The 23400-nt window shown below is 44.1% G+C and carries 16 protein-coding genes; 8 read left to right on the forward strand and 8 right to left on the reverse strand.

The genetic code is table 11. The features are described from left to right. Positions 1 to 2: 2 nt before the first annotated feature. Positions 3 to 1490, forward strand: coding sequence for a DUF294 nucleotidyltransferase-like domain-containing protein (locus EPX21_RS04360; protein ID WP_134088446.1), 1488 nt, complete (start codon positions 3 to 5; stop codon positions 1488 to 1490). A 14-nt stretch (positions 1491 to 1504) separates the two neighbouring features. On the opposite strand, the gene EPX21_RS04365 is transcribed toward EPX21_RS04360, so the two are convergent. The 3 genes from EPX21_RS04365 to EPX21_RS04375 all read right to left on the reverse strand — a co-directional run bounded on the left by EPX21_RS04365 (position 1505) and on the right by EPX21_RS04375 (position 7938). After that, positions 1505 to 2818 carry a gluconate:H+ symporter gene (locus EPX21_RS04365; RefSeq protein WP_134088447.1) on the reverse strand — a complete coding sequence of 438 codons (1314 nt, stop codon included), beginning with the start codon at positions 2816 to 2818 and terminating at the stop codon, positions 1505 to 1507. A 401-nt stretch (positions 2819 to 3219) separates the two neighbouring features. Next, complete coding sequence (locus EPX21_RS04370; RefSeq protein ID WP_134088448.1) at positions 3220 to 4740, reverse strand: RagB/SusD family nutrient uptake outer membrane protein; 1521 nt, start codon at positions 4738 to 4740, stop codon at positions 3220 to 3222. 21 nt (positions 4741 to 4761) lie between these two features. Beyond that, positions 4762 to 7938, reverse strand: coding sequence for a TonB-dependent receptor (locus EPX21_RS04375; RefSeq protein WP_134088449.1), 3177 nt, complete (start codon positions 7936 to 7938; stop codon positions 4762 to 4764). A 380-nt stretch (positions 7939 to 8318) separates the two neighbouring features. Here EPX21_RS04375 and EPX21_RS04380 point away from each other — a divergent pair, with 380 nt between their 5' ends. Beyond that, positions 8319 to 9335 carry a LacI family DNA-binding transcriptional regulator gene (locus EPX21_RS04380; protein WP_134088450.1) on the forward strand — a complete coding sequence of 339 codons (1017 nt, stop codon included), beginning with the start codon at positions 8319 to 8321 and terminating at the stop codon, positions 9333 to 9335. 27 nt (positions 9336 to 9362) lie between these two features. Here EPX21_RS04380 and EPX21_RS04385 read toward each other — a convergent pair whose 3' ends face one another. Together EPX21_RS04385 and EPX21_RS04390 are read right to left on the reverse strand one after the other, a co-directional pair. Beyond that, positions 9363 to 9923 carry a UbiX family flavin prenyltransferase gene (locus EPX21_RS04385; RefSeq protein ID WP_134088451.1) on the reverse strand — a complete coding sequence of 187 codons (561 nt, stop codon included), beginning with the start codon at positions 9921 to 9923 and terminating at the stop codon, positions 9363 to 9365. Positions 9924 to 9938: 15 nt separating this feature from the next. Next, positions 9939 to 11855, reverse strand: coding sequence for a gamma-glutamyltransferase family protein (locus EPX21_RS04390; RefSeq protein ID WP_134088452.1), 1917 nt, complete (start codon positions 11853 to 11855; stop codon positions 9939 to 9941). 291 nt (positions 11856 to 12146) lie between these two features. On the opposite strand from EPX21_RS04390, the gene glk reads away from it, so the two are divergent. The 4 genes from glk to EPX21_RS04410 all read left to right on the forward strand — a co-directional run bounded on the left by glk (position 12147) and on the right by EPX21_RS04410 (position 19579). Continuing rightward, positions 12147 to 13181: a glucokinase gene (glk, locus tag EPX21_RS04395; RefSeq protein WP_134088453.1), complete on the forward strand. Its 1035-nt coding sequence runs from the start codon at positions 12147 to 12149 to the stop codon at positions 13179 to 13181. Positions 13182 to 13272: 91 nt separating this feature from the next. Next, positions 13273 to 15378 carry an HRDC domain-containing protein gene (locus tag EPX21_RS04400; RefSeq protein ID WP_134088454.1) on the forward strand — a complete coding sequence of 702 codons (2106 nt, stop codon included), beginning with the start codon at positions 13273 to 13275 and terminating at the stop codon, positions 15376 to 15378. Between the two features lie 130 nt (positions 15379 to 15508). After that, on the forward strand, positions 15509 to 18073 hold the full coding sequence (locus tag EPX21_RS04405; protein ID WP_134088455.1) for a TonB-dependent receptor: 2565 nt from the start codon (positions 15509 to 15511) through the stop codon (positions 18071 to 18073). 303 nt (positions 18074 to 18376) lie between these two features. Next, positions 18377 to 19579: an inositol-3-phosphate synthase gene (locus tag EPX21_RS04410; protein WP_134088456.1), complete on the forward strand. Its 1203-nt coding sequence runs from the start codon at positions 18377 to 18379 to the stop codon at positions 19577 to 19579. A gap of 106 nt (positions 19580 to 19685) precedes the next feature. On the opposite strand, the gene EPX21_RS04415 is transcribed toward EPX21_RS04410, so the two are convergent. Together EPX21_RS04415 and EPX21_RS04420 are read right to left on the reverse strand one after the other, a co-directional pair. Continuing rightward, complete coding sequence (locus EPX21_RS04415; protein WP_134088457.1) at positions 19686 to 20177, reverse strand: DinB family protein; 492 nt, start codon at positions 20175 to 20177, stop codon at positions 19686 to 19688. A 141-nt stretch (positions 20178 to 20318) separates the two neighbouring features. Then, positions 20319 to 20756 carry an NUDIX hydrolase gene (locus EPX21_RS04420; protein ID WP_134088458.1) on the reverse strand — a complete coding sequence of 146 codons (438 nt, stop codon included), beginning with the start codon at positions 20754 to 20756 and terminating at the stop codon, positions 20319 to 20321. Between the two features lie 232 nt (positions 20757 to 20988). On the opposite strand from EPX21_RS04420, the gene EPX21_RS04425 reads away from it, so the two are divergent. Continuing rightward, on the forward strand, positions 20989 to 21417 hold the full coding sequence (locus EPX21_RS04425; RefSeq protein WP_134088459.1) for a molybdenum cofactor biosynthesis protein MoaE: 429 nt from the start codon (positions 20989 to 20991) through the stop codon (positions 21415 to 21417). 53 nt (positions 21418 to 21470) lie between these two features. On the opposite strand, the gene EPX21_RS04430 is transcribed toward EPX21_RS04425, so the two are convergent. Then, positions 21471 to 22355 (reverse strand): SDR family oxidoreductase, encoded by an 885-nt coding sequence (locus EPX21_RS04430; RefSeq protein ID WP_134088460.1) that lies wholly within the window; start codon positions 22353 to 22355, stop codon positions 21471 to 21473. A 264-nt stretch (positions 22356 to 22619) separates the two neighbouring features. Here EPX21_RS04430 and EPX21_RS04435 point away from each other — a divergent pair, with 264 nt between their 5' ends. Then, positions 22620 to 23393: a DUF72 domain-containing protein gene (locus EPX21_RS04435; RefSeq protein WP_134088461.1), complete on the forward strand. Its 774-nt coding sequence runs from the start codon at positions 22620 to 22622 to the stop codon at positions 23391 to 23393. Positions 23394 to 23400: the final 7 nt, after the last annotated feature.

Genomic DNA, 23400 nt, shown 5'->3' on the forward strand with positions numbered 1-23400 from the left:
TTATGAACAGTAAAAAAGAAGAAAACTTTTTCTCGGAAGAAGGTTACCTAATGCCTGAGGAAATTTATTCGAAGAAAATAAGTGATATTGCGTTCAGGGAGCTTGTGACATGCAAAGAAAACATGCCAGCTTATGAAGCTGCACGCATTATGGCCGAAAATAAGGTGAGCTGTTTGTTCGTTACGAGCGAGAGCGGGCATGTCAACGGCTTTGTTACCGACATCACTTTACGAGACAACGTTATAGCCAAAAAGGCAGATCCCACCAAACCTATTTATTATTTCATGGATCGGGCAATCCAATCGATCCCGATAGAGACCTATGTATATGAGGCGTTGTTAACCATGTATGAGACAAAGCTTCGCTATTTACTCGTAGAGTCGGAGGGGAAATATGTAGGCTTTGTCAGCCGGAACAAATTGATGAGTGAACAAGCGCAATCGCCTCTGGTATTTATCCAATCTGTTAAGCTTGCTAAAACAAGTAGTGAGTTAAAATACAAATGGGCTCGCGTACCTTATATCGTCAACCAGCTACTAAATAAGGGTGTACAGGCCGAAATCGTCAACCAATTGATAACGGCCATAGCCGATACGATAGCGCAAAATGTCGTGGAAGAAGTGTTGCATGAAATGGGCAATCCACCTTGCAAATTTGTGTTTATGGTGTTGGGCAGTGAAGGGCGCAAAGAACAGACTTTGAAAACAGATCAAGATAACGCCATTATTTACGAGGATAAGGCGAACGAACACCGGGAAGAAGTTAGGAAATGGTTTCTTGAATTTGCCCAGAAAGTGTCAGACAACCTGCATTTCATAGGCTTTACCTATTGTACGGGTGGATACATGGCGAGCAATTCACAGTGGACGCATTCCTTGTCGCACTGGAAAAACAATTATAAAAAGTGGATGGAAGAATCGCTTCCTGAAACTGCAATCAAATTTTCTACTTTTTTCGATTGCCGAATGATCTATGGCGATAAAGCGATCATGGACGGCCTTCGCGAATTTCTCGATGCGGAGCTTCAGCAACCATTAGAAAAATTTTTTGTATACCTGGCGAAGAATGCGTTGCAGTATGTCCCGCCCTTAACGTTTTTTAAACCGATTAAGACAATCACCGTGCAGGGACGGGAAGTCTTTGATATTAAAAAAGCAATGACGCCGATCGTGGACCTTGTGCGGGTCTACGCGCTAAGAAATCGGATTTTCCTTGAAAACACCGGAGAGCGAATGAAAATGCTGCGTGATATGGGTGTCTTTACCGAAAAGCAGTACCAAGAATTGAGCTTGTCTTATTATTATTTGATGACCATGCGTTTGAAAAGCCAAGCGGTTCGCATGATTGTCGATAAGGCAGAGCCGGATAATTACATTGATATCGACAAAATTACCCGAATAGAGCGTGTTACCCTAAAAGAAATTTTTAAAACGGTTGAAAACTTTCAGTCTGGCATACGTATCAAGTTTACTAATAATCTATTAGGATAGGAGGCGGCCACTTGTCAGACGACCAAACTCAGTAATAATACGCCAATAAGGCCAACGATGGCGACAATAGATTCCATAACCGACCAAGTAAGCACAGTGTCTTTTATAGTGAGATTAAAGTATTCTTTAAACATCCAAAAGCCGGAGTCATTGACGTGAGAGAAAGCCAGACTGCCGGCTCCAACGGCTAGTACCATTAAATTTGGATCGGTTGCTGTTGAGTGTATTAAGGGTAAAATCATCGAGCCGGTGGTGAGCCCCGCCACTGTTGCCGACCCTATGCATATCCGTATGATCGCCGCTATGATCCACCCCAATGCGAGTGGCGGAACGGGGAGTGCCTGTAAAGAATTTGCAATTTCTTCGCTTACCCCAGTTTGTGTAAACACCTCTTTGAGTGCGCCCGATCCGGCAATAATTAAAATAATGGTAGCCACATCCTTCACTGCCTGCGTACAATGGTTCATCAGATCGTCCATTTTATGCTTTTGCGCGACGCCGAGGGAGAAAAGCGCGTAAAAAAAGACGATCATCAAGACAACTGAGGGAGAACTAAGGAAAATGAGTGATTTTTGGACCGTCGGACTAAGCCTAAAGGTATGTTGTAAAAATGTGGTAGCAATCAGTAGTATGACAGGAAGCAGGGCCGTAAAAAAGCTATTGAAAGTACCGGGTAGTTTGTCTTCCGGCAAATCTTCCGAGACGAAGGTTTTGAGCGGCTGCGAAGGAATTCTCTTTAGAAACTGTGCAAAAAAGGGACCGGCGATGACAATGGCAGGTATAGCCAAAGCGAAGCCGTAGACGAGTGTGAGCCCCATATTCGCATTAAACAGGATGACTAAGGCAGAAGGAGAAGGGTGGGGTGGCAAAAAGCCATGCGTAACCGATAAAGCAGCCAACATGGGCAAACCGATAAAGACGGCAGGAAGCTTGTATTTGTAAACTACCGAAAATATGAGTGGTACCATTAGTACAAAGCCGACACCGTAAAAAAGAGGAATGCCAATAATAAAGCCTACGACCATCATGGCCCATTGGATTTTACCGGGTCCTACCCAAGCCATCATCACGCTGGCTATTTTTTGCGCCGCGCCGCTAACGGCTATGATTTTTCCAAACATGGCTCCAAAGGCGATCAAAATCAGCAAGGAGGACAGGATGTTGCCGATTCCCTTTTCAAGTGCCGGCGCAATTTGATCGATAGACAAGCCTAAGCTGATTGCGGCAAAAATTGAAACGACTAGAAATGCAGGGAAAGGATGGACTTTAAAGCTATTAATCAGTAGGATCAACAACAAGATCGATATGGCAATACAAATTAAGGTCATTGGTTTCTGTTTTTGTTGGCCTGTTTAGGACCAAAATAACAGAATAGTTTTATTTATAGAAATAAAGAGCAAATATTATTGAGAATATCTTTAGAAGGATATAGCAAAGCCGCTCGTCATTTCGACGAGCGGCTGAAGAGTTAGTATCCTGGATTTTGCTGTAAGTTAGGATTAATAGCAATTTGGGTAATAAAAAACCCAACACCGTTGCTGTTATTTTTTTACATCCGTTAGCTTAAACAGATGTAGAAAAAGTGTCTGAATTTTCAGTGCTGCCAGTCTTTGATTAAATCCAAGAGACTTCCCTTTCCGGAACAACGTGTTATAAGAATAAAGAAGTAAACGAAGCATATCGCAAAACAAAAAAGGCTGCCTCACTTCTGAGACAGCCTCTTTTTATTTTACCAACCTGGATTATTGGGAGCCAAGTTAGGATTTGCCTGCAACTCGCGTTGCGGAATAGGGAGTAACAGATATTTTTCTGTCCATGTGGTTCCGCTTTCATTACGGAAGCCGATCAAATCTACAAAACGATTATTCGTGAGATCATACGCTTTTCGGGTTCGTTGTATGTCGAAATAGGCTTTATTCTCATAACACAATTCGTGATATCTTTCTCTCCATACCGCCTCTCTGAACTGATCTTGATTGAGACCGCTGAGTGGTTGAAGTCCGGCGCGCTCACGAACCTTGTTAAGGGATTCATAGGCAGCAGCGGTAGGTCCTCCGTTTGCTTCGTTTTCTGCTTCGGCATGAATTAAATAGACTTCCGGCATACGAATCAACGTGAAATTGATGTCGGGTGTCAGGTCTCCATTAACTCCGGAAGAAGCTTCCAGCCAATATTTATACAAAGCAGGGGGGAAGGTAATTGTACCAGATCCTCCTTTTGCACGTGGCGAGCTGGTGAAAAAGAAGCCCCGTTCTGCACTACGTTTATCACCCTCTTCGTAGGTATTAACAAAAGCAGGGCGAGGAACCAGCGCTCCGTATTCATCACCATGAGGTGAAATCGAGGAGTTGTAAGGGATAATCATCTGCGTGATGTTGTTCTCCGCAACGCCACCCAGGTATTGAACCTGTAGGATAAACTCGCCCATGTTTTTATTTGGACGATCGTGAAGAAAGTCGAGATTGCTAAATAACGGATATAATGCGTCTCCCTGGCTGGTTATTTCCGCTGCTTTATCTGCGGCTAAGCGGTAATACTCGGCTCCTTTGTTTAAGGGATAACCAGCCATCGTTAGATAAACATTGGCCAATAGCGACTTAACAGCTCCTTTAGATACCCTGCCTGTTCGTTCCACTTCTGGCAGACTAGATGCTTCGGCAGCAGTTAGATCGCTCACAATCAGCTCATAAATTGCTTCCTGACTGCTTCTGCTTGGACGAAGTTCCTCGTCAACCAAAGGATCTACCGGCGTAGTCACCAGCGGAATATCTCCAAATAGTCGGGTAAGGAAGAAGTAATAGTATGCCCGGAGGAAATGCGCTTGGCCCATTAAATTAGATTTCTGCTCCTCTTCCATGTCAATCTGTGGAATCCGCTCAATAGCCACGTTTGCATTGGCAATACCTTCGTAGAATCCCTGCCAATAACTGTAAAACCCAGGATTTTCTGTGCCTGTGGTATGGTTTATCACGCCTAGATTGAAATTACTTTGAGAGTTCGTTGTTGCATGGCCAACCAGTAATTCAAGATTGATCCATGGGCTTTCGCCGTAGCTAAGACCGTCACCGCTCGTATTAGAGCGCAAGTTCGTATAGATACCATTTACAAAAGTCTCGGCTTGGGAGCCGTTCTGAAAATAGCTCTCCTGTGTAGGGTTGCTCTTATTGTTCTCGTCGAGAAAGCTTTTGCTACACGAGCTCGCAAGGAGCAGCGTCGCAATTGTAAAAATGGATATGATAGGTGTCTTCATCTTTTTTCTTCTGTTTTTTGATTAAAAGGTTGCGTTTACGCCAAAAGTGAAGGTCATCGGCTTTGGATAATCGTGAAACTCGATGCCTTGTGCAAACGTGTCGTCGTAAGTGGTTACTTCCGGATCATAGCCACTGTAATCTGTAATCAAAAAGAAATTTTGTACAGATGCATATAGCCTCAATCTGCTCAATTTAATTTTACTTAACGCATCAGAAGAAAAGTTGTATCCGAGCATTAAGTTTTTACCCCGAATAAAAGAACCGTCTTCCACTTTATGAGAGTCTAATAGCGTATCGTAACGCACGCCCGCTCCTCTTATTTCAGCAATTGGTGTGTTTTGATTTTCAGGAGTCCACGCGTTTAATACGGTCGCGTAGCTGTTGGCGATACCGGTGCGGTCCTCTGCGGAGTGTTGACTCATACGGAAAACGTCATTTCCATAAGAATACTGAAGCTCCAATGTAAGGTCTAAATTTTTATAGCGGAATGTATTAAAGAATCCACCATAGAAATCGGGAATACCTTTTCCGAGAATGGTCCGGTCGGCATCGTTGATTTGTCCATCATCGTTTAAGTCACGGTATTTAATATCACCGGGTAAACGGTTGTATCGAGCAGCCTCGGCTTCTTCGGCAGTACTCCAGGTACCTTCCCGTATTAATCCATAGAAGCTACCTACAGGATTGCCTACGCGTAAGATGTTACTGTTGCTTCCAATAAAGAAGGGATTCATGAAAACGTCTTCGTTGTTGGTGCCGAGTGCGGTAACTTCATTTTTTAAATACGAGAAATTCAGTGCTGAAGTCCAAGAGAAATCACCCCTGTCGATATTTACCGTATTGATTCCAAACTCGAATCCACTGTTTTTCATATCACCGATATTCGTCATGAGCGTCGTATAACCACTGGAGGCGGGTACAGGTGCCGCAAGAAGAAGGTCGGAGGTTTTCTTAATATAGGCATCAAATACGATATTGATCCGATCGTTTAACAAGCCTAAGTCGAAACCCGCATTATATTGAGCGGTTTTCTCCCATTTAAGATTTGGGTTAGGCAAGGTGTTAATAACGGTTCCGGCCGATAAACGCCCATCGAAAACGTAGTTGCCTGATTGTAAATTGGCTCTAGACAAATAGCTGTCGATTTCCGAGTTTCCGGTTAACCCATAGCTTAAACGAAGTTTTAAATTACTTACGGTTTCATTTCCTTTTAAGAAATCTTCTTCAGAAATACGCCATGCTGCAGCAGCAGAGGGGAAGAATGCGAATTTGTTATTCTCTCCGAAGCGAGAGGAACCATCGAAACGACCGGTAACGGTTAATAGATACTTGTCCTTATAGCTGTAATTAGCACGGGCAAAATACGAGTTCATTTGATAGTTTTGTATGCTGGAAGTTGGTGGCATAGGCGTAGCTCCCATACCGAGGTTGTTCCACTGGTAGAAGTCGTCCGCTATGTCATTAGCCGATGCTTCCCAGTTCAACACTTCAAACTTTTGCGCCTCCGTACCCAATGTTGCACTGATGTGATGATCTCCGAACGTTTTATTATAGTTTAAGTGGTTTGACCATTGCCAAAAGAATGAACTTTCAGCACCAATTCGGGCAAAGCTTCTTCCTAAGCCGCCGTCAAAATTTGAAAAACTACTTGCAAAATAAGGTTGATGTTGATCGCGAACATTAGCCCCAATGGTAGTGGTAAAGTCTAGTCCTTCCAAGATAGTTGCTCTCGCATAGGCATTTCCGGTAAAGACATTGCGTCTGTAGAGCCGTGTGATTTCATCTGCCTGTGCTCTCGGGTTGTCGCCTGTTTCTAAGCCGTCGTAGTCTTCACGTCTTCCGTAAGTGCCGTCTGGATATTGATAAGGAATAAACGGAACCATTTCAATCATCATACGCGGTGGTATATTTCCACCTACGCCATCGTCTTGGCGACGTTCTGTGTTGTTGGAATAACTGATTGTTCCTCCTACTTTTAGCCAATCACGTACTTGATTGTCGATCACGGCCCGTGCGCTATACCGCTTTTGGAAGCTGTTTACAATGATACCTTGGTCGTCGAAATAACCTAAGTATAAGCCATAAGTAGAACGCTCGCTTCCTCCCGTAAAGGATAAATTGTGCGATTGACCAATAGAAGTGCGGGTTAATAAATCTTGCCAGTCAACATCGTATAGAGGCGTCCCATCCGTATTAAAGAGTTCTCTATTGCCGAGGGTATTCCCTACGGCATAGCGTCTGTGCTTCTCTGCTGGGTCTTCATAGCGACCTGCCGCAAAGCCTTCAGGGTCGTATTTTGCTGCATTTCTATAGCCCAGTGCTTCTATTTCCATCCATTCCGCTGAATTTAAAACATCTTGCTTACGGGCCATTTTGTTTACTGTCATGAACGCATCGTAGCTGATCTGGTTTTGATCGCTTTTACCGCGTTTTGTCGTAATCATAATAACGCCGTTGGCACCGCGCGTACCATAGATAGCGGTTGCCGAAGCGTCTTTCAGTACGTCGACGGATTCGATATCCCCTGGGTTCAGGGTGGAAATATCTTCGGTAAAGATAATTCCGTCAACTACGTATAATGGCTCATTCGTGGCGTTAATTGAACTAAAACCGCGTATGCGGACTTGCGTCCGACCGCCGGGCCTTCCCGAGTTAGTAGACGCGTTTACCCCAGCAATACGGCCGCTCAGCGCCTGGTTAACGTTTTGGGCAGGGCGTTGTGTCAGCTCTTCGGACTTAACGCCTGCTACTGACCCTGTTATGTCTACTTTTCGCTGGGTTCCGTAACCGACAACGACTACCTCGTCCAAACTTTGGTTATCTTCTTGTAAAACCACGTTGAGCGAGGTGGTATTCCCAACCGGCTTTTCGGTGCTTAAGAAACCGATATAACTGAAAACAAGAATGTCTGTTGGAGAAGCCTTGATGGTATACTGGCCTTTTTCATTGGTAGTTACACCTTGATTTGTTCCTTTAACAAGAACAGATACTCCAGGGAGTGGTGATTGATCCGTTGCACTGGTAACTGTTCCGGTAATTTGTGCCTGTCGTGCCCCAAGAGGAGATTTGGTTACCTTAGCAATAGACATGGTGGTAGACGCTTTTGCTTGCGTAAGCGTGCCGCCTATTGTCATTAATAAAGCCAAACTCCCTGTTAAGGCTAAATGCTTAATTGGTTTGCTTTTTTGATTGGTCATAAGTGTTTAATAATCAAGTTGTTAATACTTGGTGTGTTTTGATTAATTGGTTTGACGTTAACTAAATCGCTTTAGTTATTCCGTTCGTAAAAAAGCGAGCTGGTTTTGGTGCTTCTGAAAAGTTAAATCGCTTTAGCAAATTGCTTAAAAAGTAGTTAGTCATCATTTTACGGTTTTGTTAGCTCAATTTTTGTTTACAATTGGCTAACTTCTTAATAAAAAACGTAATATCAAAGTACTTTATGAAATTTGTGTACAATGGCGGGTAGTTAGCCGATTTTTTAACAATTAATGTGAAAACGATTGCCTTATTGTTTAAGTTAAATATTATCTTTACCACAACCATATCAGCTAAACATACGACTACCAATTGGATATCAATGAAAAGAAATAGAATCTCAATTAAAGATATTTCCAAAGCGCTGGGGCTTTCCAATACAACGATCTCTTTTATTCTAAACGGAAAAGCGGAAGAAATGCGAATAAGCGCTCAAGTTGCAGCGCGCGTTTTGGCCTATGTAAAGGAGGTTGGTTACACGCCGAACTATTTAGCAAGAGGATTAGTAACAGGGAAGACAAACACGATAGGATTTATTGTAGAGAATATTGGTAATCCCTTTTTTTCGCAAATAGCCTCTTTAATAGAAGAACAGGCCTATAACAATGGTTATAAAATAATTTATAGCAGTACGAATGGCGAGAAAGCGAAAGCGTTGGAGTTGATACGCATGTTCAGAGATCGGGGGGTGGACGGTTATATTCTTTGTCCGACAGAAGGACTGGAAGAGGAGATTACGCAGCTTAGGGAGGAAAACAGACCGGTCGTTTTGTTTGATAGGTATTTGCCAGCGGTAGATTCGCACTATATCGGAATCAGCAATGAGGATGCTATGTACAACGCTTGTAAACACTTAGCAGATAAAGGCAAGAAGCATATAGCTTTAATTACGACAGACTCCCAACAAACACAGATGTTAAGCAGGCTCGAAGGATACCGGAAACTGCTCAAAGAACGAAATCTGACAGCGTATATTCTATCTGTTCCTTATGAGGAAAGAAGAGAGCGGCTGCAATTGGATCTTGAAAATTTCCTGGAAAACAACGGTATTATAGACGGTATCTGTTTTGCAACGAACTATCTTGCGGTGGGTGGACTGGAGGTGCTGAGGCGTAATCAAATTAAAATTCCTTCTCATATTGCCGTTGTTGCATTCGACGACAATGAGGCGCTTCGCCTGTTCCAGCCCGGTATAACCGCCGTGGCCCAACCACTTGAAGATATGGCAAAGCTCATTATCGACAGATTGCTTATCGACTTAAAGCTTGGGAAGGTAACCGATAAAACCTTTCATAAAGAACTGCCTGCACGATTGATCGTTAGGGAATCGACTGGATAAGCGTTGTCGGACAGTCGTGAATATTGATCAGCGGTTCCATCTCGGAATTTCCAGGTCGAATCCGAACAAATCAAGTGCACGCGCCACTGTATGCGTAACCATTTCATCCAATGATTGGGGTTGCATGTAGAATGCAGGCACCGGTGGCATGATGATACCACCCATTTCAGTTACTTGTAACATGGTTTTTAGATGCCCGGCATGCAAAGGAGTTTCCCTAAAAAGGAGAACTAGTTTTCTCCTTTCTTTTAAGGTGACATCGGCGGCTCTCGATAAAAGTGAACTCGTTACGCCAGTGGCGATTTCGGACATCGTTTTTACCGAACAGGGGGCGATTAGCATACCCATCGTTTTAAACGAACCGCTGGAAATCGCTGCGCCAACATCCGATAACGCATACACTTTATGCGCTAAGGCTGCCAACTGATCGTGCTTATAACTCGTTTCATACGTCCTTACCATTTCGGCCGCTTTGCTTATAATAAGGTGTGTTTCAACTTCCAGTTCGCGCAGTAGTTCCAAAGCTTTTATTCCATATTGAATGCCTGTTGCCCCGCTGATACCCACAACTAGTCTTTTTTTGTTCATTTTCTTTCAAAGGCTTTACCAACCAATACCATAATCTTCTCCATGATTACTACTTCCTCCCCAAAAAGTATGATGGTCTTGATCGACAAAGATAGCATTTATCGGGCCGCTCGTACGTTCTCCAAAGCTCATGTTATACCCCATTTGTTCTAAGGTCTTCCTAACTTCCTCGCTGGTATTGTTCTTGAGTAGAATACTGCCTGATTTAGGCATTCTGTCTTTCGTTTTGGTACCGCCGAGTGATAGCCATAGTTGGTTGCTGTTAATGTTTGCCGCTTCACTTGCTTGTTGCACGGTCATACCGAATTCAACGGTATTAAGAAAGAACTGAAGCAGGTTTTGGTCTTGTGTATCTCCGCCCTGTACAGCAAAGGCTAAAAAAGGTTTGCCGTCCTTCAAGGCTAGGGAGGGTGTTAAGGTTACACGTGGACGTTTTCCGGGTTGTACCACGTTATAAGGGCTGATGGTGGAGTCGAGAACAAAGCTCTGTAGTCTTTGGCTCATGCCCACGCCCGTGTTTCCGGCGATGCAAGCAGGAACCCAGCCTCCACTGGGCGTAATGGCAATCAGCCATCCATCTTTGTCGGCAGCAACGACACTGGTTGTGCCCCGCCAGAGGCGATCATGATACAGGCTGTCTTCCAAGGCTTGTTTATTTAATAGAGCGTGGTTACCTGCATCGTGTTTAGGGACAAAATCTTTGATCTGTTGATTGCTACTGGTGTCCAGTAAGGATTGTCTTTTCGTTAAAAGCTCTTCAAAGGGGTTTTTTGCGCCTTCGAAAGGAAAAGGGTCGCCCGGCAAGGCAATAGCGAGGTTCTTGTTTTTAGGTATCGAAGCTGCGCGTGATTTGGCATACGTTTTATCAAGAAGTCCTTTAATAGGAGGCCGCGGTTTAAAATAAGGGTCTCCATAATAAAAATCACGATCGGCAAATGCCAAATTCATGGCTTGATAAAGTGTGTGAATATAGTCGGCAGAATTGTAACCCATTTTCTTTAAGTCGAAGTTTTCAAGAATATTCAGACTCTGCAACAGGGCTGGTCCTTGCGTCCATTCTTGAAGTTTGTATACCTCGACACCTCGATAATTTACATGAAGTGGTTCTTCCTCGATGGGTGCCCAATTGGCTAAATCCTCTTTGGTGATTAACCCGCCTTGTTCCGCTGAACCGCGGACAAATTCATCCGCAATGTCTCCCTTATAAAAGCGGTTATAGGCGTTCATGATCGCATCTGCTCTGCTTTTACCTTGCTGCAGCGCCTGCTGTTCGGCCTCAACAAGTTTGTTAAGCGTGGCTAATAGCTGAGGCTGCCTAAAAATTTCTCCGGCAACGGGAGCTTCCCGCTCTTCGCCAAGATGCGGTAGAAAAACATTTTTGCTGTAAGGCCATGCCTTTATTTTTTCTTTGTTGCGTTCAATGCTATTGGCGGTTTGTGCGTCAATCGGATAGCCGGAGGCCATTTCCATCGCTGGCGCTAAAACGTCTTTTAAACTGAGTGAACCGTATTTTGCCAACATATAGCAAATCCCGCCCGGCGTACCGGGTGTTACGGCAGCCAAAGGACCGTACTCCGGAGGGAATTCGTAGCCTTTATTTTTAAAGAAATCGACGGTTGCGCCTGTAGGAGCAACGCCTAATGCGTTGATGGCGATCACTTTCTTCGTCGTCGGGTTAAAAATTAAAGCCTGTGTTTCCCCTCCCCAGCTCAGCACATCCCACATGGTACAAGTAGCCGCCAACATCGCGCATGCGGCGTCAATGGCATTTCCGCCTTTTTGAAAGGTCATAGCGCCTGCGGTAGCAGCCAAAGGCTTACCGGTAATGGCCATCCAATTTTTGCCGTGGAGCGGTGGTTTTTGGGTTTGCTGACCGAGTGATAGCGTCGGGAATAAAAAGAAGGAGCAGAGGAATAGGGAAAAATACTTCATATGAAAATAACAGATTTTTGATATAAGTCAAACTTAGATAAATTCCGCTTTTTTCACAAGTACTCATTTTCTTTTTGGCGTTCACGCTTTCCTCATTTCAATGACGGAGCTATATGATTGGGAGCTTGTTTCATAGCCGAAAAGACATGTAAAAATCGGGTGATGTGCTGTTGCCGAATTGGCAGCGCAGATAATTTAAATCGGTAAGTATAAAAATCCGAGCACCTATGTCAAATGTAGAAAAGAACAATCAAATTATAAGCTTTACTGTTATAGGATAAAAGGTTACATATGAATAATATATCGCTCTATTTACCCAATAGACTGCAAGGGAGAGAGGCCCTGTTACTCGCTGCCGATATAGGCGGAACCAAAACCAGTTTGGGCACTTTTAAAGTAAAAGGTACAGTGATTACGTTGCTGAATGAACAAACGTTTCCTTCAAGCGGGTATCTTTCATTTGACGACATCTTGGATGAATATCTACAAGGGTACGTAGATTCACCTCCGAACATTTTATCCATCGGCGTTGCGGGTCCGGTTGTTGATCATGCAGTGAAACTAACCAATCTCTCTTGGAATATTGATGCGAGATTGATACAACAAAACAGAGGTTGGGACAAGGTCTGTTTGTTGAATGATTTGGAAGCGACGGCTTACGGATTGGCAGGCGTGGCAGAAGATGACGTTGCGACCATCTATTCCGGAGTGCAACAAGACGGGAATATTGCGGTATTGGCGCCAGGTACTGGCTTGGGTGAAGCAGGTTTATTTTGGGATGGTGCATTTTATCGGCCTTTTGCCACAGAAGGTGGACACAGTGAATTCGCTCCCCGCACGGAGCTGGATATAGAGCTGTTTCGTTATTTGCGAAAGAGCAGCCGATTGATCAGTTGGGAACACTTGATTTCCGGTGCCGGCATTTACAGCATATACAGTTTCCTACGGGATGTGAAGGGATACAAGGAGCCGGCTTGGCTGAGTGAAAAGCTCCGGGCAGACGACCCGGCGGCAGTGGTTAGTCATACAGCAATGCGCGAGCTTAATGATGCATGTGTTAAAGCGATGCAATTGTTTGTGAGTTATATGGCGCGGGAGGCCACGAGTTTGGTCCTCAAATTAAAAGCCACAGGTGGCCTGTTCCTCGGCGGCGGAATTCCGCCAAAGATTTATCCACTTTTACGGAATGAGCTTTTTCGTGAACAGTTTGTTCAGAGTGATCGTATGGAGCGTTTATTGCAAGATGTTCCTATTCATCTCATATTAAAAAGTCGGACTGCACTCATCGGGGCGGCTTATTATGGTGCTTTTGGTGAAGATATTTAGTCGTTCCGCTTTAAGAGCGAAATGTTACTGCGAATTTTTTACTTTTGTTGATTAAATCCTTCTTACAAATTCTCGCAGATCACCACATTCAATGAATTTACATGCCGTCCATAAGCGTATTATCGACCTTTTAACAAAGACCGATACCCCTATATTTTTAACAGGCAAAGCCGGGACTGGTAAAACGACTTTTCTTCGTTATATAAAAAGTAACCTGACAAAAAATATAGCGGTCGTAGCGCCGACAGCAATAGCGGCCTTAAATGCAGGGGGTGTTACCATTAACTCATTATTTCAAATACCCTTCGGGCCACTTATTCCACAACAGAATCGAAACAATTTGAAGGGGGATATGGCGGTTCGCATGTCGCCGGACAAAACGAAGTTATTCATCAGTTTAGAACTCCTTGTTATTGATGAAATCAGTATGGTTCGGGCCGATGTTATAGACAGAATCGACTTTGTCCTAAGAGCGGTAAAAGGATCTGCCCGCCCATTTGGAGGCGTTCAACTGCTGATGATCGGTGACCTTTATCAATTGCCGCCCGTTTACCAAAACGACTGGCCTATCCTGAAGGAATATTACGGCAGTCCTTATTTTTTCAGTGGCCGTGTCTTTGAATCCGTTCCGTTGCTGAGTTTTGAACTTACAGAAGTTTTTCGCCAGGCCGATCCTATTTTTATTACCATTTTAAATAGTATTCGGAGTGCGCAGATTGACGAGTCGCTTTTAGCCGTTTTAAACCGGCAGTACAAGCCGGAAATTGCAGCTACTGAATTGAATGAGTATGTCACGCTGTCTACCCATAATAGCTCCGTTGCTCAAATAAATGAGTCGCGACTTCGTGATTTGCCCGGTGAGTTGATGGTATATAGAGCAAGGGTTGTAGGCGATTTTCCAAAAGACGCATATCCTGCGGACGTTGAACTATGCCTTAAAGTGGGTGCCCAGATTATTTTTATAAAGAACGATTCAAGCGGTAAAAAACAATACTACAATGGACGAGCGGCGCAAATTTTAAACCTTGCAGAAAACAGCATACGCGTCCGTTTTTTGGATGATGAATCTGAATTCGATGCGGTGCCGGAAACTTGGGAGAACACAAAGTATGCGCTGAATGAATCGGAGGGCAAAATAGCGTCGTCCTCGAGCGGTTCGTTTACCCAATATCCCATTAAATTAGCCTGGGCAATTACGGTACATAAGAGTCAGGGTTTAACGTTCGACAAGGCGGTTATCGATGTTGAAGCGGCTTTTGCACATGGACAAACCTATGTAGCACTGAGTCGCTGTAGAAGCTTAGAAGGGTTGGTGTTAAAAGCGCCGATAAAAGCTGAAAATGTAATAACGGACGCTCGTATTACCGACTTTATGCGCCGCAATATAGAAAGAACTGAATCCGAGCAGAAACTAGCGCAACTGCTGCTGCAGCAGGAATATCTTGTCGTAGCAGATCTGTTCAATTTTCATAATATCGAAGCAGAATGGGGCGAGCTGAAGTTGCTATTGAAGCCTTCAGAAAATGAGCCCATGGTTGCCGAATGTGTCGGGCAGATTGAAGATGTTTTGGGCAAGCAGGTAAGCAAGGTGGCCGACAAATTTTTGGCGAAGGAGTTTGCTGACCTGAACCGCGAACAAGCGCTTCTCTCGCATATCGACTTTCTGGCTCGGTTAAAGAAAGCAATGAGCTACTTTATGCCTAAGATCGAAGTGTTGTTAACACAGATCCAGAAGCTGTTGGTATTACCTATAGATGAAGAGCCCGATCCAGCATTTTTCTCGATATATAACCAATTACTCATGCATTTGAAGGGAAAATTTGCTGCTATGCGAATCGAGTTAACAGACGCTTGGTTGAGGGATTTGTCGGCAGTCACCATAGAGGCCGCAATGAATCATTTTCCGGTTTATCAGACAAAAAAAGCGGTAGCGGAGCCTAAACCGAAGGAGATTGCAAATCCATTGTTGCTAACCGAAATTCTTGCTTGGCGTAAAGAGCAGAGCCGCAAATTGGATGTGCCAGAATATCTCATCTTAAGCGAGCAACTTTGTATCACCATTTCTGCCAAAGCCCCCAAAACTTTGGGCGACTTGGCACAAGTTAAAGGTGTGGGTGTGGGCAAGGCGAAAGAGCTGGGAGATGCATTTGTGAAGATTATTCGCCATTTTTACGGAGAGCACGACTTATTTGGTTAAGCGGCTATTGCTCAAATACAGGCCATTTGTTCTAGCTGCCATAAGCACACAATTCCCGTTGTTTTCACAAAAGCTATGGAATGTTAAAAGAATATCTATATTTGTCTACTAATTCCATAGATTTAATATCATGTTTAAAAAATTACTTTTTCTTAGTTTTTCCGTATTAATTTCACAGGTCATGTTTGCACAGCAAACGATCACCGGCACGGTTAAGGATGGTGATGATGTGGCCATCTTGGGCGCAACCGTTATTGTGAAGGGGACGTCGATAAAAGTTGCGACCGACATTAACGGTGCATTTGTCGTTCAAGTACCAAATCCACCGCCTTTTACGCTTTCCGTCAGCTCGGTGGGATACAGAACAAGAGAAGTCCAAATAGAGGAAGTGCCGACTAGCCCTCTCAATATTGTGCTCATTGCCGATGATTTCCAACTTTCGGAAGTGGCGGTTACCGCCAGACGGCGCACCGAACGTATACAAAATGTACCCATCTCTATTTCCGTCGTCGGTGGTGCCCGCGTAGAAAATGCGGGGGCATTTAATGTTAATCGGTTAAAGGAGCTCGTGCCAGCAGTGCAGTTATATTCTTCTAATCCCCGAAATACGACACTCAATATCCGAGGTTTAGGGTCGACCTTTGGACTCACCAACGATGGTATTGATCCGGGCGTTGGGTTTTACGTTGACGGCGTTTATTTTGCCCGTCCGGCAGCTACTACACTCGATTTTATCGATGTTGAACGCATAGAGGTACTGAGAGGTCCGCAAGGTACGCTGTTCGGAAAAAATACTACAGCCGGCGCCTTTAACATCACGACGCGTAAACCAAGTTTCACACCAGAAGTGAACTTTGAAGCGAGCTACGGAAACTATGGCTATATTCAGGCAAAGAGTTCGATCACTGGTCCTTTAACAAAGAATTTGGCCGCTCGTTTTTCTTTTTCGGGTACGCAACGAGACGGCGTACTGTATAATGTTGCTACGGATCAACACGTAAATGATCTCAATAACTTGGGGTTCCGGGGACAATTGCTTTACACGCCATCCAACGATGTTTCCATTATATTGGCAGGGGACGCCTCGAGGCAACGTCCTAACGGTTATGCACAAGTATTCGCCGGTGTGGCTACTACTCAGAGGGCCACTTACCGTCAGTTCGAGCAGATTATCAGTGACTTAGGGTATGATTTGCCGAGTCGTAATCCCTTTGATAGAGAAATAGACCATGACACGCCTTGGCGATCAGATAATGATTTAGGCGGTGTTTCGCTGAATGCAGATATTAAGGTTGGAGCAGGTACGCTCACCTCAACCACCGCCTGGCGCTATTGGAACTGGAATCCGTCCAACGACCGCGATTTTACCGGTCTTCCTGTTCTGGCGCTTTCACAGGCTCCTTCCAAACATCAGCAATGGTCGCAGGAAATTCGTTACGCTGGTGAATTTTCGTCGCGTTTAAGCGGTGTTTTTGGTATCTACGCGATCGGTCAGCAATTAAAGACAGATCCTTATCATACCGAAGAATCCGGTGCAGCGCAATGGCGTTTTTCTCAGAGCTCAACGAGCTCATTATGGAACACGGCGGGCTTGCTCGATGGTTATGGAATCCGTACCTACTCCAAGCTTACTTCATTCAGTGGCGCTGTATTCGGTCAGCTCGACTGGGCAATTACCGAACGACTACACATTTTGCCGGGATTGCGTTTTAATTATGATGAAAAGAAAGTCGATTTTAACCGCCAGACTTACGGGGGGCTTCAAACGGAAGATGCCGAGCTTTTAGAAATAAAAAGAGCGGTTTACACCGATCAGGTATTCAATGCAAACACCGATAATACGAACTTGTCCGGGCAGATAACACTTGCTTATAAGGCAAGTGACCGAGTTAATAGCTACGCGACTTTCTCTACAAACTACAAGCCAGTGGGACTTAACTTGGGTGGTTTACCAACCAGCGATGGGGAACCGATGCTAGAGCTGGCAGAAATTAAGCCGGAGTATGTGACCTATTATGAGTTAGGCCTGAAGACGACACCCTCTGAAAACGCTACCTTGAACTTTGCAGTCTATAATACCGATATCAAAGATTTTCAAACCCAAGTTCAGACAGCAGAGGTAGGCGTTAATCGTGGTTATCTGGCCAATGCCGAAAAAGTGCGGGTGCGTGGTGCGGAGGTGGATGGAAATATCTTTTTAGGGAACGTTTTCTCCTTATACGGAGCGCTTTCCTATACAGACGGGAAATACGTTTCCTTTACGAATGCACCGGTTCCGTTGGAGGAAACCGGTGGACCATCTGCGTTTAAGGATATTTCGGGCGGCGACTTACCCGGTATTTCGAAATGGGCGGGCTCACTAGGCGGTCAGATTGATGTCTCCGGCAAATTTCTTACTTTAGGCGGGAATTACTTTTTGGCACTTGACTCTTACTTCCGCTCTTCTTTTTCCTCAAGTCCGTCGCCGTCTCAATACCTGAATGTGGATGGTTACGTATTGTTGAATGCGCGACTTGGATTTCAGGCCAGCCGAGGTACTTCCTTTTTTATCTGGAGCAGAAATCTGTTAGATAAGGACTATTTCGAGCAGCTGCTTCCAGCAGCAGGTAATGCGGGCCATTACGCAGCGGTACTCGGCGATCCGCGCACCTTTGGAGTTACTATCCGTTATAGCTTCGGACGTCCGACACCCTAATGTGTCGGACTAATACCCTGTTCGTTCGTTTAATGCTGTACATTCTATCGCCAACTGATTATAAGGAGGGGATGTTAAAAAGGCTGCCAATCGATTTATTATTGACTATATTAATGGAAAAGTAAAACTTTCAAAAAAAAATCATTTTGTTTGGGTAGAATTTTAAACCATTGGCTACCTTTGGCCTGTTAAAATTATGTGTACTGTATGTTAACGATATGGTACGACGCGGTTTAGTTAAAGGGATGCTTACGCATGCTGGATATAGCATCTCCTTTTATAGAAAATAATTTAGATTAACGAATGGAACATAAAATCAAAGTCGCTATTCTCGGTGTGGGAAATTGCGCAAGCTCACTGGTACAAGGCGTTGAGTATTATACCAATCATCCTGACCAAAAATCTGGCTTAATGACAGACGATATCGGTGGATATCGTGCGGCTGATATTGAATTTGTTTGTGGGTTCGATGTTGATGAGCGAAAAATCGGTAAAACCTTGAAAGAGGCCATTTTTGAAAAACCGAACTGTACAATGGTTCTATACGATCAAATCGGTTCTGAAGCGCCTATCTATCCATCTGTGGTGCTTGACGGGGTTTCTCCGCTGATGTCGTCTTATCCGGAAGCACAGCGATTCAAGGTTGCTGAACCGTTGAAAGTGACGGATATGCTGGACAAGAGTGTTACATACGATAAAGCGCTTGTGGATACTTATCGCGAGCAGATCGTTAAGCAATTAACCGCGCATCAGGTAGAGGTTTTGATTAATTATCTTCCTGTCGGCTCTCAAATTGCCACAGAATTCTTCGCAGAGATCTGTTTAGAGCTCGGTATTTCGTTGGTAAACTGTATCCCTGTGTTTATTGCTTCAGACCCCGTTTGGGAACAAAAGTTTATTGATGCCGGCATCCCAATCATTGGAGATGATATGAGAAGTCAGTTTGGAGCGAGTATCTTATCACAAATGCTTCAAGAACTTGCCTTTGCTCGTGGTCATCATGTAAAAGCGCACATACAAAGAAATATAGGTGGGAATACCGACTTTCTGAATATGGAAGATAAAAACCGCCTAAAATCGAAGAAAATCTCAAAAGAAAACGTGATTAGGGCGCAAAATGATATACGGAATATATCCACAGAAAATAGCTTTCTGCATGCCGGGCCTTCTGAGTATATCGCTTATTACGGCGACAACAAAGTAGCTAATTTCCGACTGGAACTGGAAGGTTTTATGGGAGCACCTGTGATATTGGATGCACAATTGTCGGTACAGGATTCGCCAAATTCGGCAGGCGTGGTGATAGACGCTATACGATACGTTTACGTTGCCAGGGAACTGGGCATTGTAGGCGCATTGCGCGGTCCGTCCGCAGCAACGCAAAAGACTCCGCCCGAACAAATGATGTTCAGTCAAGCACTGGAGGAGTGTCATGCTTTGGCTAAACGCGAGTTGACCGCTTCTACCCAAAGTCAGCTAAAAAAGGAGCAGCTTGTCACAGAATAGTGGTTGCCTACGTTGAGGTAATACAAGGCGAGCACTTCATCTTTAGGTGCTCGCCTTCCTTTTTGAATCAAAGTCCTAAAGGCTTGTAGAAAAAATAATGGCGCTGCTATGGCCACCAGCCGTTTACTTTTCTTATCAATAAAATCTGTCCGACGTGGTAAGCATTGTGATCTAGGATCAATAAGGCTTCGTTAAATAAACTTTGGCCACTACCATGATCAAAGCGCCTAAAGATGTCGACATCGTTCCGCATAAGCAGATCAATAAAAGCTTTATGATCTTCCCGAATGCTAGTTTGCGTTTGTTTCCATTCGCGACTATCTCTGGGGCTACTGTGTTTCGGCCAGTAACCGGAAGGCCAGTTTGGAGATACATAGCTTGGATTGCGGCAAAACTCTAGGATGTCGAATTGCGTAATGCGGATATGTTCTGTTAATTGCCAAATATTATAAGGGAAATTCTCCTGTTTCTGTCCGGCTTGTTCCCAAGAGAGGCCATGTATAGCGTCGATGAGGTCAACGTGTGCCCCGCTATTTGTAAAGCGATCCAATAACTGGCTTTTAACCTGTGAAATAAGGTCGTTTATTGCAGTTTCCATGCGAATAAAAGTGCTGAAACCATCATTTTGTTTGAATGAATGTAAAATACGCGAGGTTGCCGCCTTACAGCTTTCTTTTAATGCCGGTTAAAAAGATATTGGTATGATGGCATCGGCTGGATGCTTGCGTTAAATCTCAAGTTAAGTAACTGAACTTAGTTTTTTTCTGCCATCCATCATTATTTTTTGATGATCAAAGGCAAGATGGGGTAATTTGTCTATGGCAAACCATTCTGCTTCTAAGGCATCATCTGAGGCAATCGCGCCGCGTTGTTCATCAAGGATGCCTATATAAGCTATGGATATGGTACGTCCGCGTGGATCCCTGTCCGGATCGTCATATATGCCAAGGCGCTCTAGGTTTAAGTTTGTTATACCCGTCTCTTCCTCAAGTTCTCTGAAGGCAGCGGCATCTATTTTTTCATCGATATCAACGAAACCTCCCGGGAATGCCCATTGATCTTTAAAGGGTTCTTGTTTTCTTTTGATTAATAAGATATGCCATTCCTGGTTTTCGCCGCGGTGAAAAAGCAGGATGTCTACGGTTAAGGCCGGTCGTTGATGCTTATAAGTGTACATAGAAATTAAGTGAAGTAGATGTTTTGATTTTTGTTGGTGCCGAGTTTTGTGCCCCACTCTTTTGAACCAACATGCAAGTCGGTTTGCGCGGTTGATGTACAGCGTATTTAGATCTTCCATATTTTCGGCATCCGGTTATACAATAATAACCTTTTAGGCCGATTTCAGCAACGCAAATAGCCGAATAGTGCTACAGAATTATTACTTTTAGCACTGTATTTATATGTATACAATGAAGCAGATTTTCCATCAAGGCCCGATAAGTCCGTCGTTTATTGCAGAAAGTATCGCGAAACATAGCGTTAAAACCGAAATTGGCGCTCATAATATCTTTTTAGGGCAGGTGAGGGCAGACCTTATTGATGGAAAGGATGTAGCTGCCATATCGTACACAGCCTATGAAGAAATGGCATTGGAAAAGATGCATATAATCCGTGAAGAAATTTTTTCGAAGTATTCACTGACCTGCATGCACGTACACCACAGTTTAGGCACGGTAGGAACCGGTGAAATTTGCCTTTTTGTATTTACATCTTCGCCGCACCGCAATGCAGCTATTGAAGCATGTACCGAAGTGGTTGAACGAATAAAAAGCGAATTGCCTATTTGGGGTAAAGAGCTCTTGGATGATGCGGGGCATCAATGGAAGGTGAATCACTGAGAAGATGATCCATAGCTAGGCCTGCATCGGCTAGCTATGGACCGGGTAGTAAGTTAAATGGCTATTTTGCCACCCGTTATAGCGATGGTTGCACCTGCAATGTAGCTGCTATCCTCGGAAGCGAGGAAGACATACGCGGGCGCTATTTCTGCCGGCTGGCCGGGCCTTTTCATTGGGCTATTTTTGCCGAAATTTTCTGGTTCAGGCATGGTTGATGGAATCAATGGCGTCCATACAGGGCCTGGAGCCACCGCGTTCACCCGTATTCCTTTATCCTGTTCCAATAACATTTGAGCCAGATTGGCCGTGAAGTTCTGAATGGCTCCTTTTGTGGCTGCGTAATCAAGCAGAACCGCATTGGGATGATACGAATTAACCGAAGCCGTGTTGATGATAGAACTTCCAGGTTTCATATGCGGTTCAGCGGCCTTACATAGATAAAACATACTTCGAATGTTGGTCTCGAATGTACGGTTCCATTCTTCCGAAGAGATTTCGCTTAGGGTTTTGTGCGACATCTGGTACGCAGCATTATTTACGAGGATATCGATCTGCCCAAACTCTTTAATGGCCGTTTCAATTAGTAGCTGACAGGACTGTTCGTCTCGAACGTCACTTTTCAGCACTACTGCCTTTTGGCCGGCAGCCTCCACCCATTTGGCGGTTTCCTTCGCATCTTCTTCTTCGACGTCGTATCCATAACCTATCAATACATCGGCACCCTCTCTAGCATAGGCAATTGCTACTGCACGGCCTATGCCCGAGTCTGCACCGGTAATAACGGCCTTCGCGCCCTTAAGCTTGTTTGTGCCTTTATAACTTTCTTCACCATGGTCCGCCTTAGGCTTCATTTCAGCTTCCGTACCGGGTACGTCCTGAACTTGTTTTGGAAAAGGTGGTACGGGATATTTTGTGTGGGGATTTTTGAATACACTCATATCAATAATATTCGTTTATGCGTTTGTGAAATCTTTTACAGGACAACAACTATTAAGAGCGATTGTTTAACAGAAGGTTTTCCAAATCTTTGCATTCCTGCGTGCCCATAGAAGGTCGGGGTACTACATAAGGTTATTGAACACTTTCGTGATGCAATTGTTATAGTTGAATATGGAAGCGGTAATAAGGTCTTAGGAAGGCCTTCTGATTCTCATTGTCAACCGTTACTGAATCTGATTTAATGAGGTAAAGCACGGAAATGAATGTTTAGCAAAAACTCAAATCATATTTATACAGGAACGAGTGGTATCGTTCTGCCGTTTAAAAACAAGTCGTTTTATCCGGCGGAGTTCCAGGAGAAGAGTAGGCTGGAAGTTTACGGTCTGCTCAATAACAGTATTGAAGTCAACAGTTCATTCTATAAAATTCCAATGAAGTCTACCGTCAGCAAATGGAGTAAAATGGTTCCGTCGGCATTCAAATTTACCTTTAAATTATTTCGGGAAATTACCCATACCAAAGGCGGGTTTTATAAGGATGCAGATATTGTGCAATTTATGGATGCGGTAGACGGTGTTGATATTGAAAAAAGGGGATGTATCCTCATGCAGTTTCCTGCTAGCTATAAATTTCAAAACCAGACAATGTTTATGGATTTATTGCAGGTTATTTATCCAGAAATAAAACGGCAAAAATGGGAACTCGCTATCGAATTCAGAGACAACTCCTGGTATGGTGAGACGATCTACGAAATGATGGATAACCTAGGTTTCGGTCTTGTTATTCATGATAAAGGCGGAAATAGTACGCCGCTTTTTCATACGACGGCTGATTTTGTATATGTCAGGTTCCATGGACCGGACGGCGATTATAAGGGCTCATATGAAGACGATTTCTTACACGAGTACGCCGCCTATATCGTGGATTGGTTTCGTGAAGGCAAAAACATTTTCGTGTATTTTAATAACACCATGGGCAATGCATTAAAGAATCTAGAAACGCTTCGCCGGGGCATAGTTGAATTAGTAACACCATAAACGAACT

The sequence above is a fragment of the Olivibacter sp. XZL3 genome (assembly GCF_004368405.1).
In the GTDB taxonomy this organism is placed as follows: Bacteria; Bacteroidota; Bacteroidia; order Sphingobacteriales; family Sphingobacteriaceae; genus Olivibacter.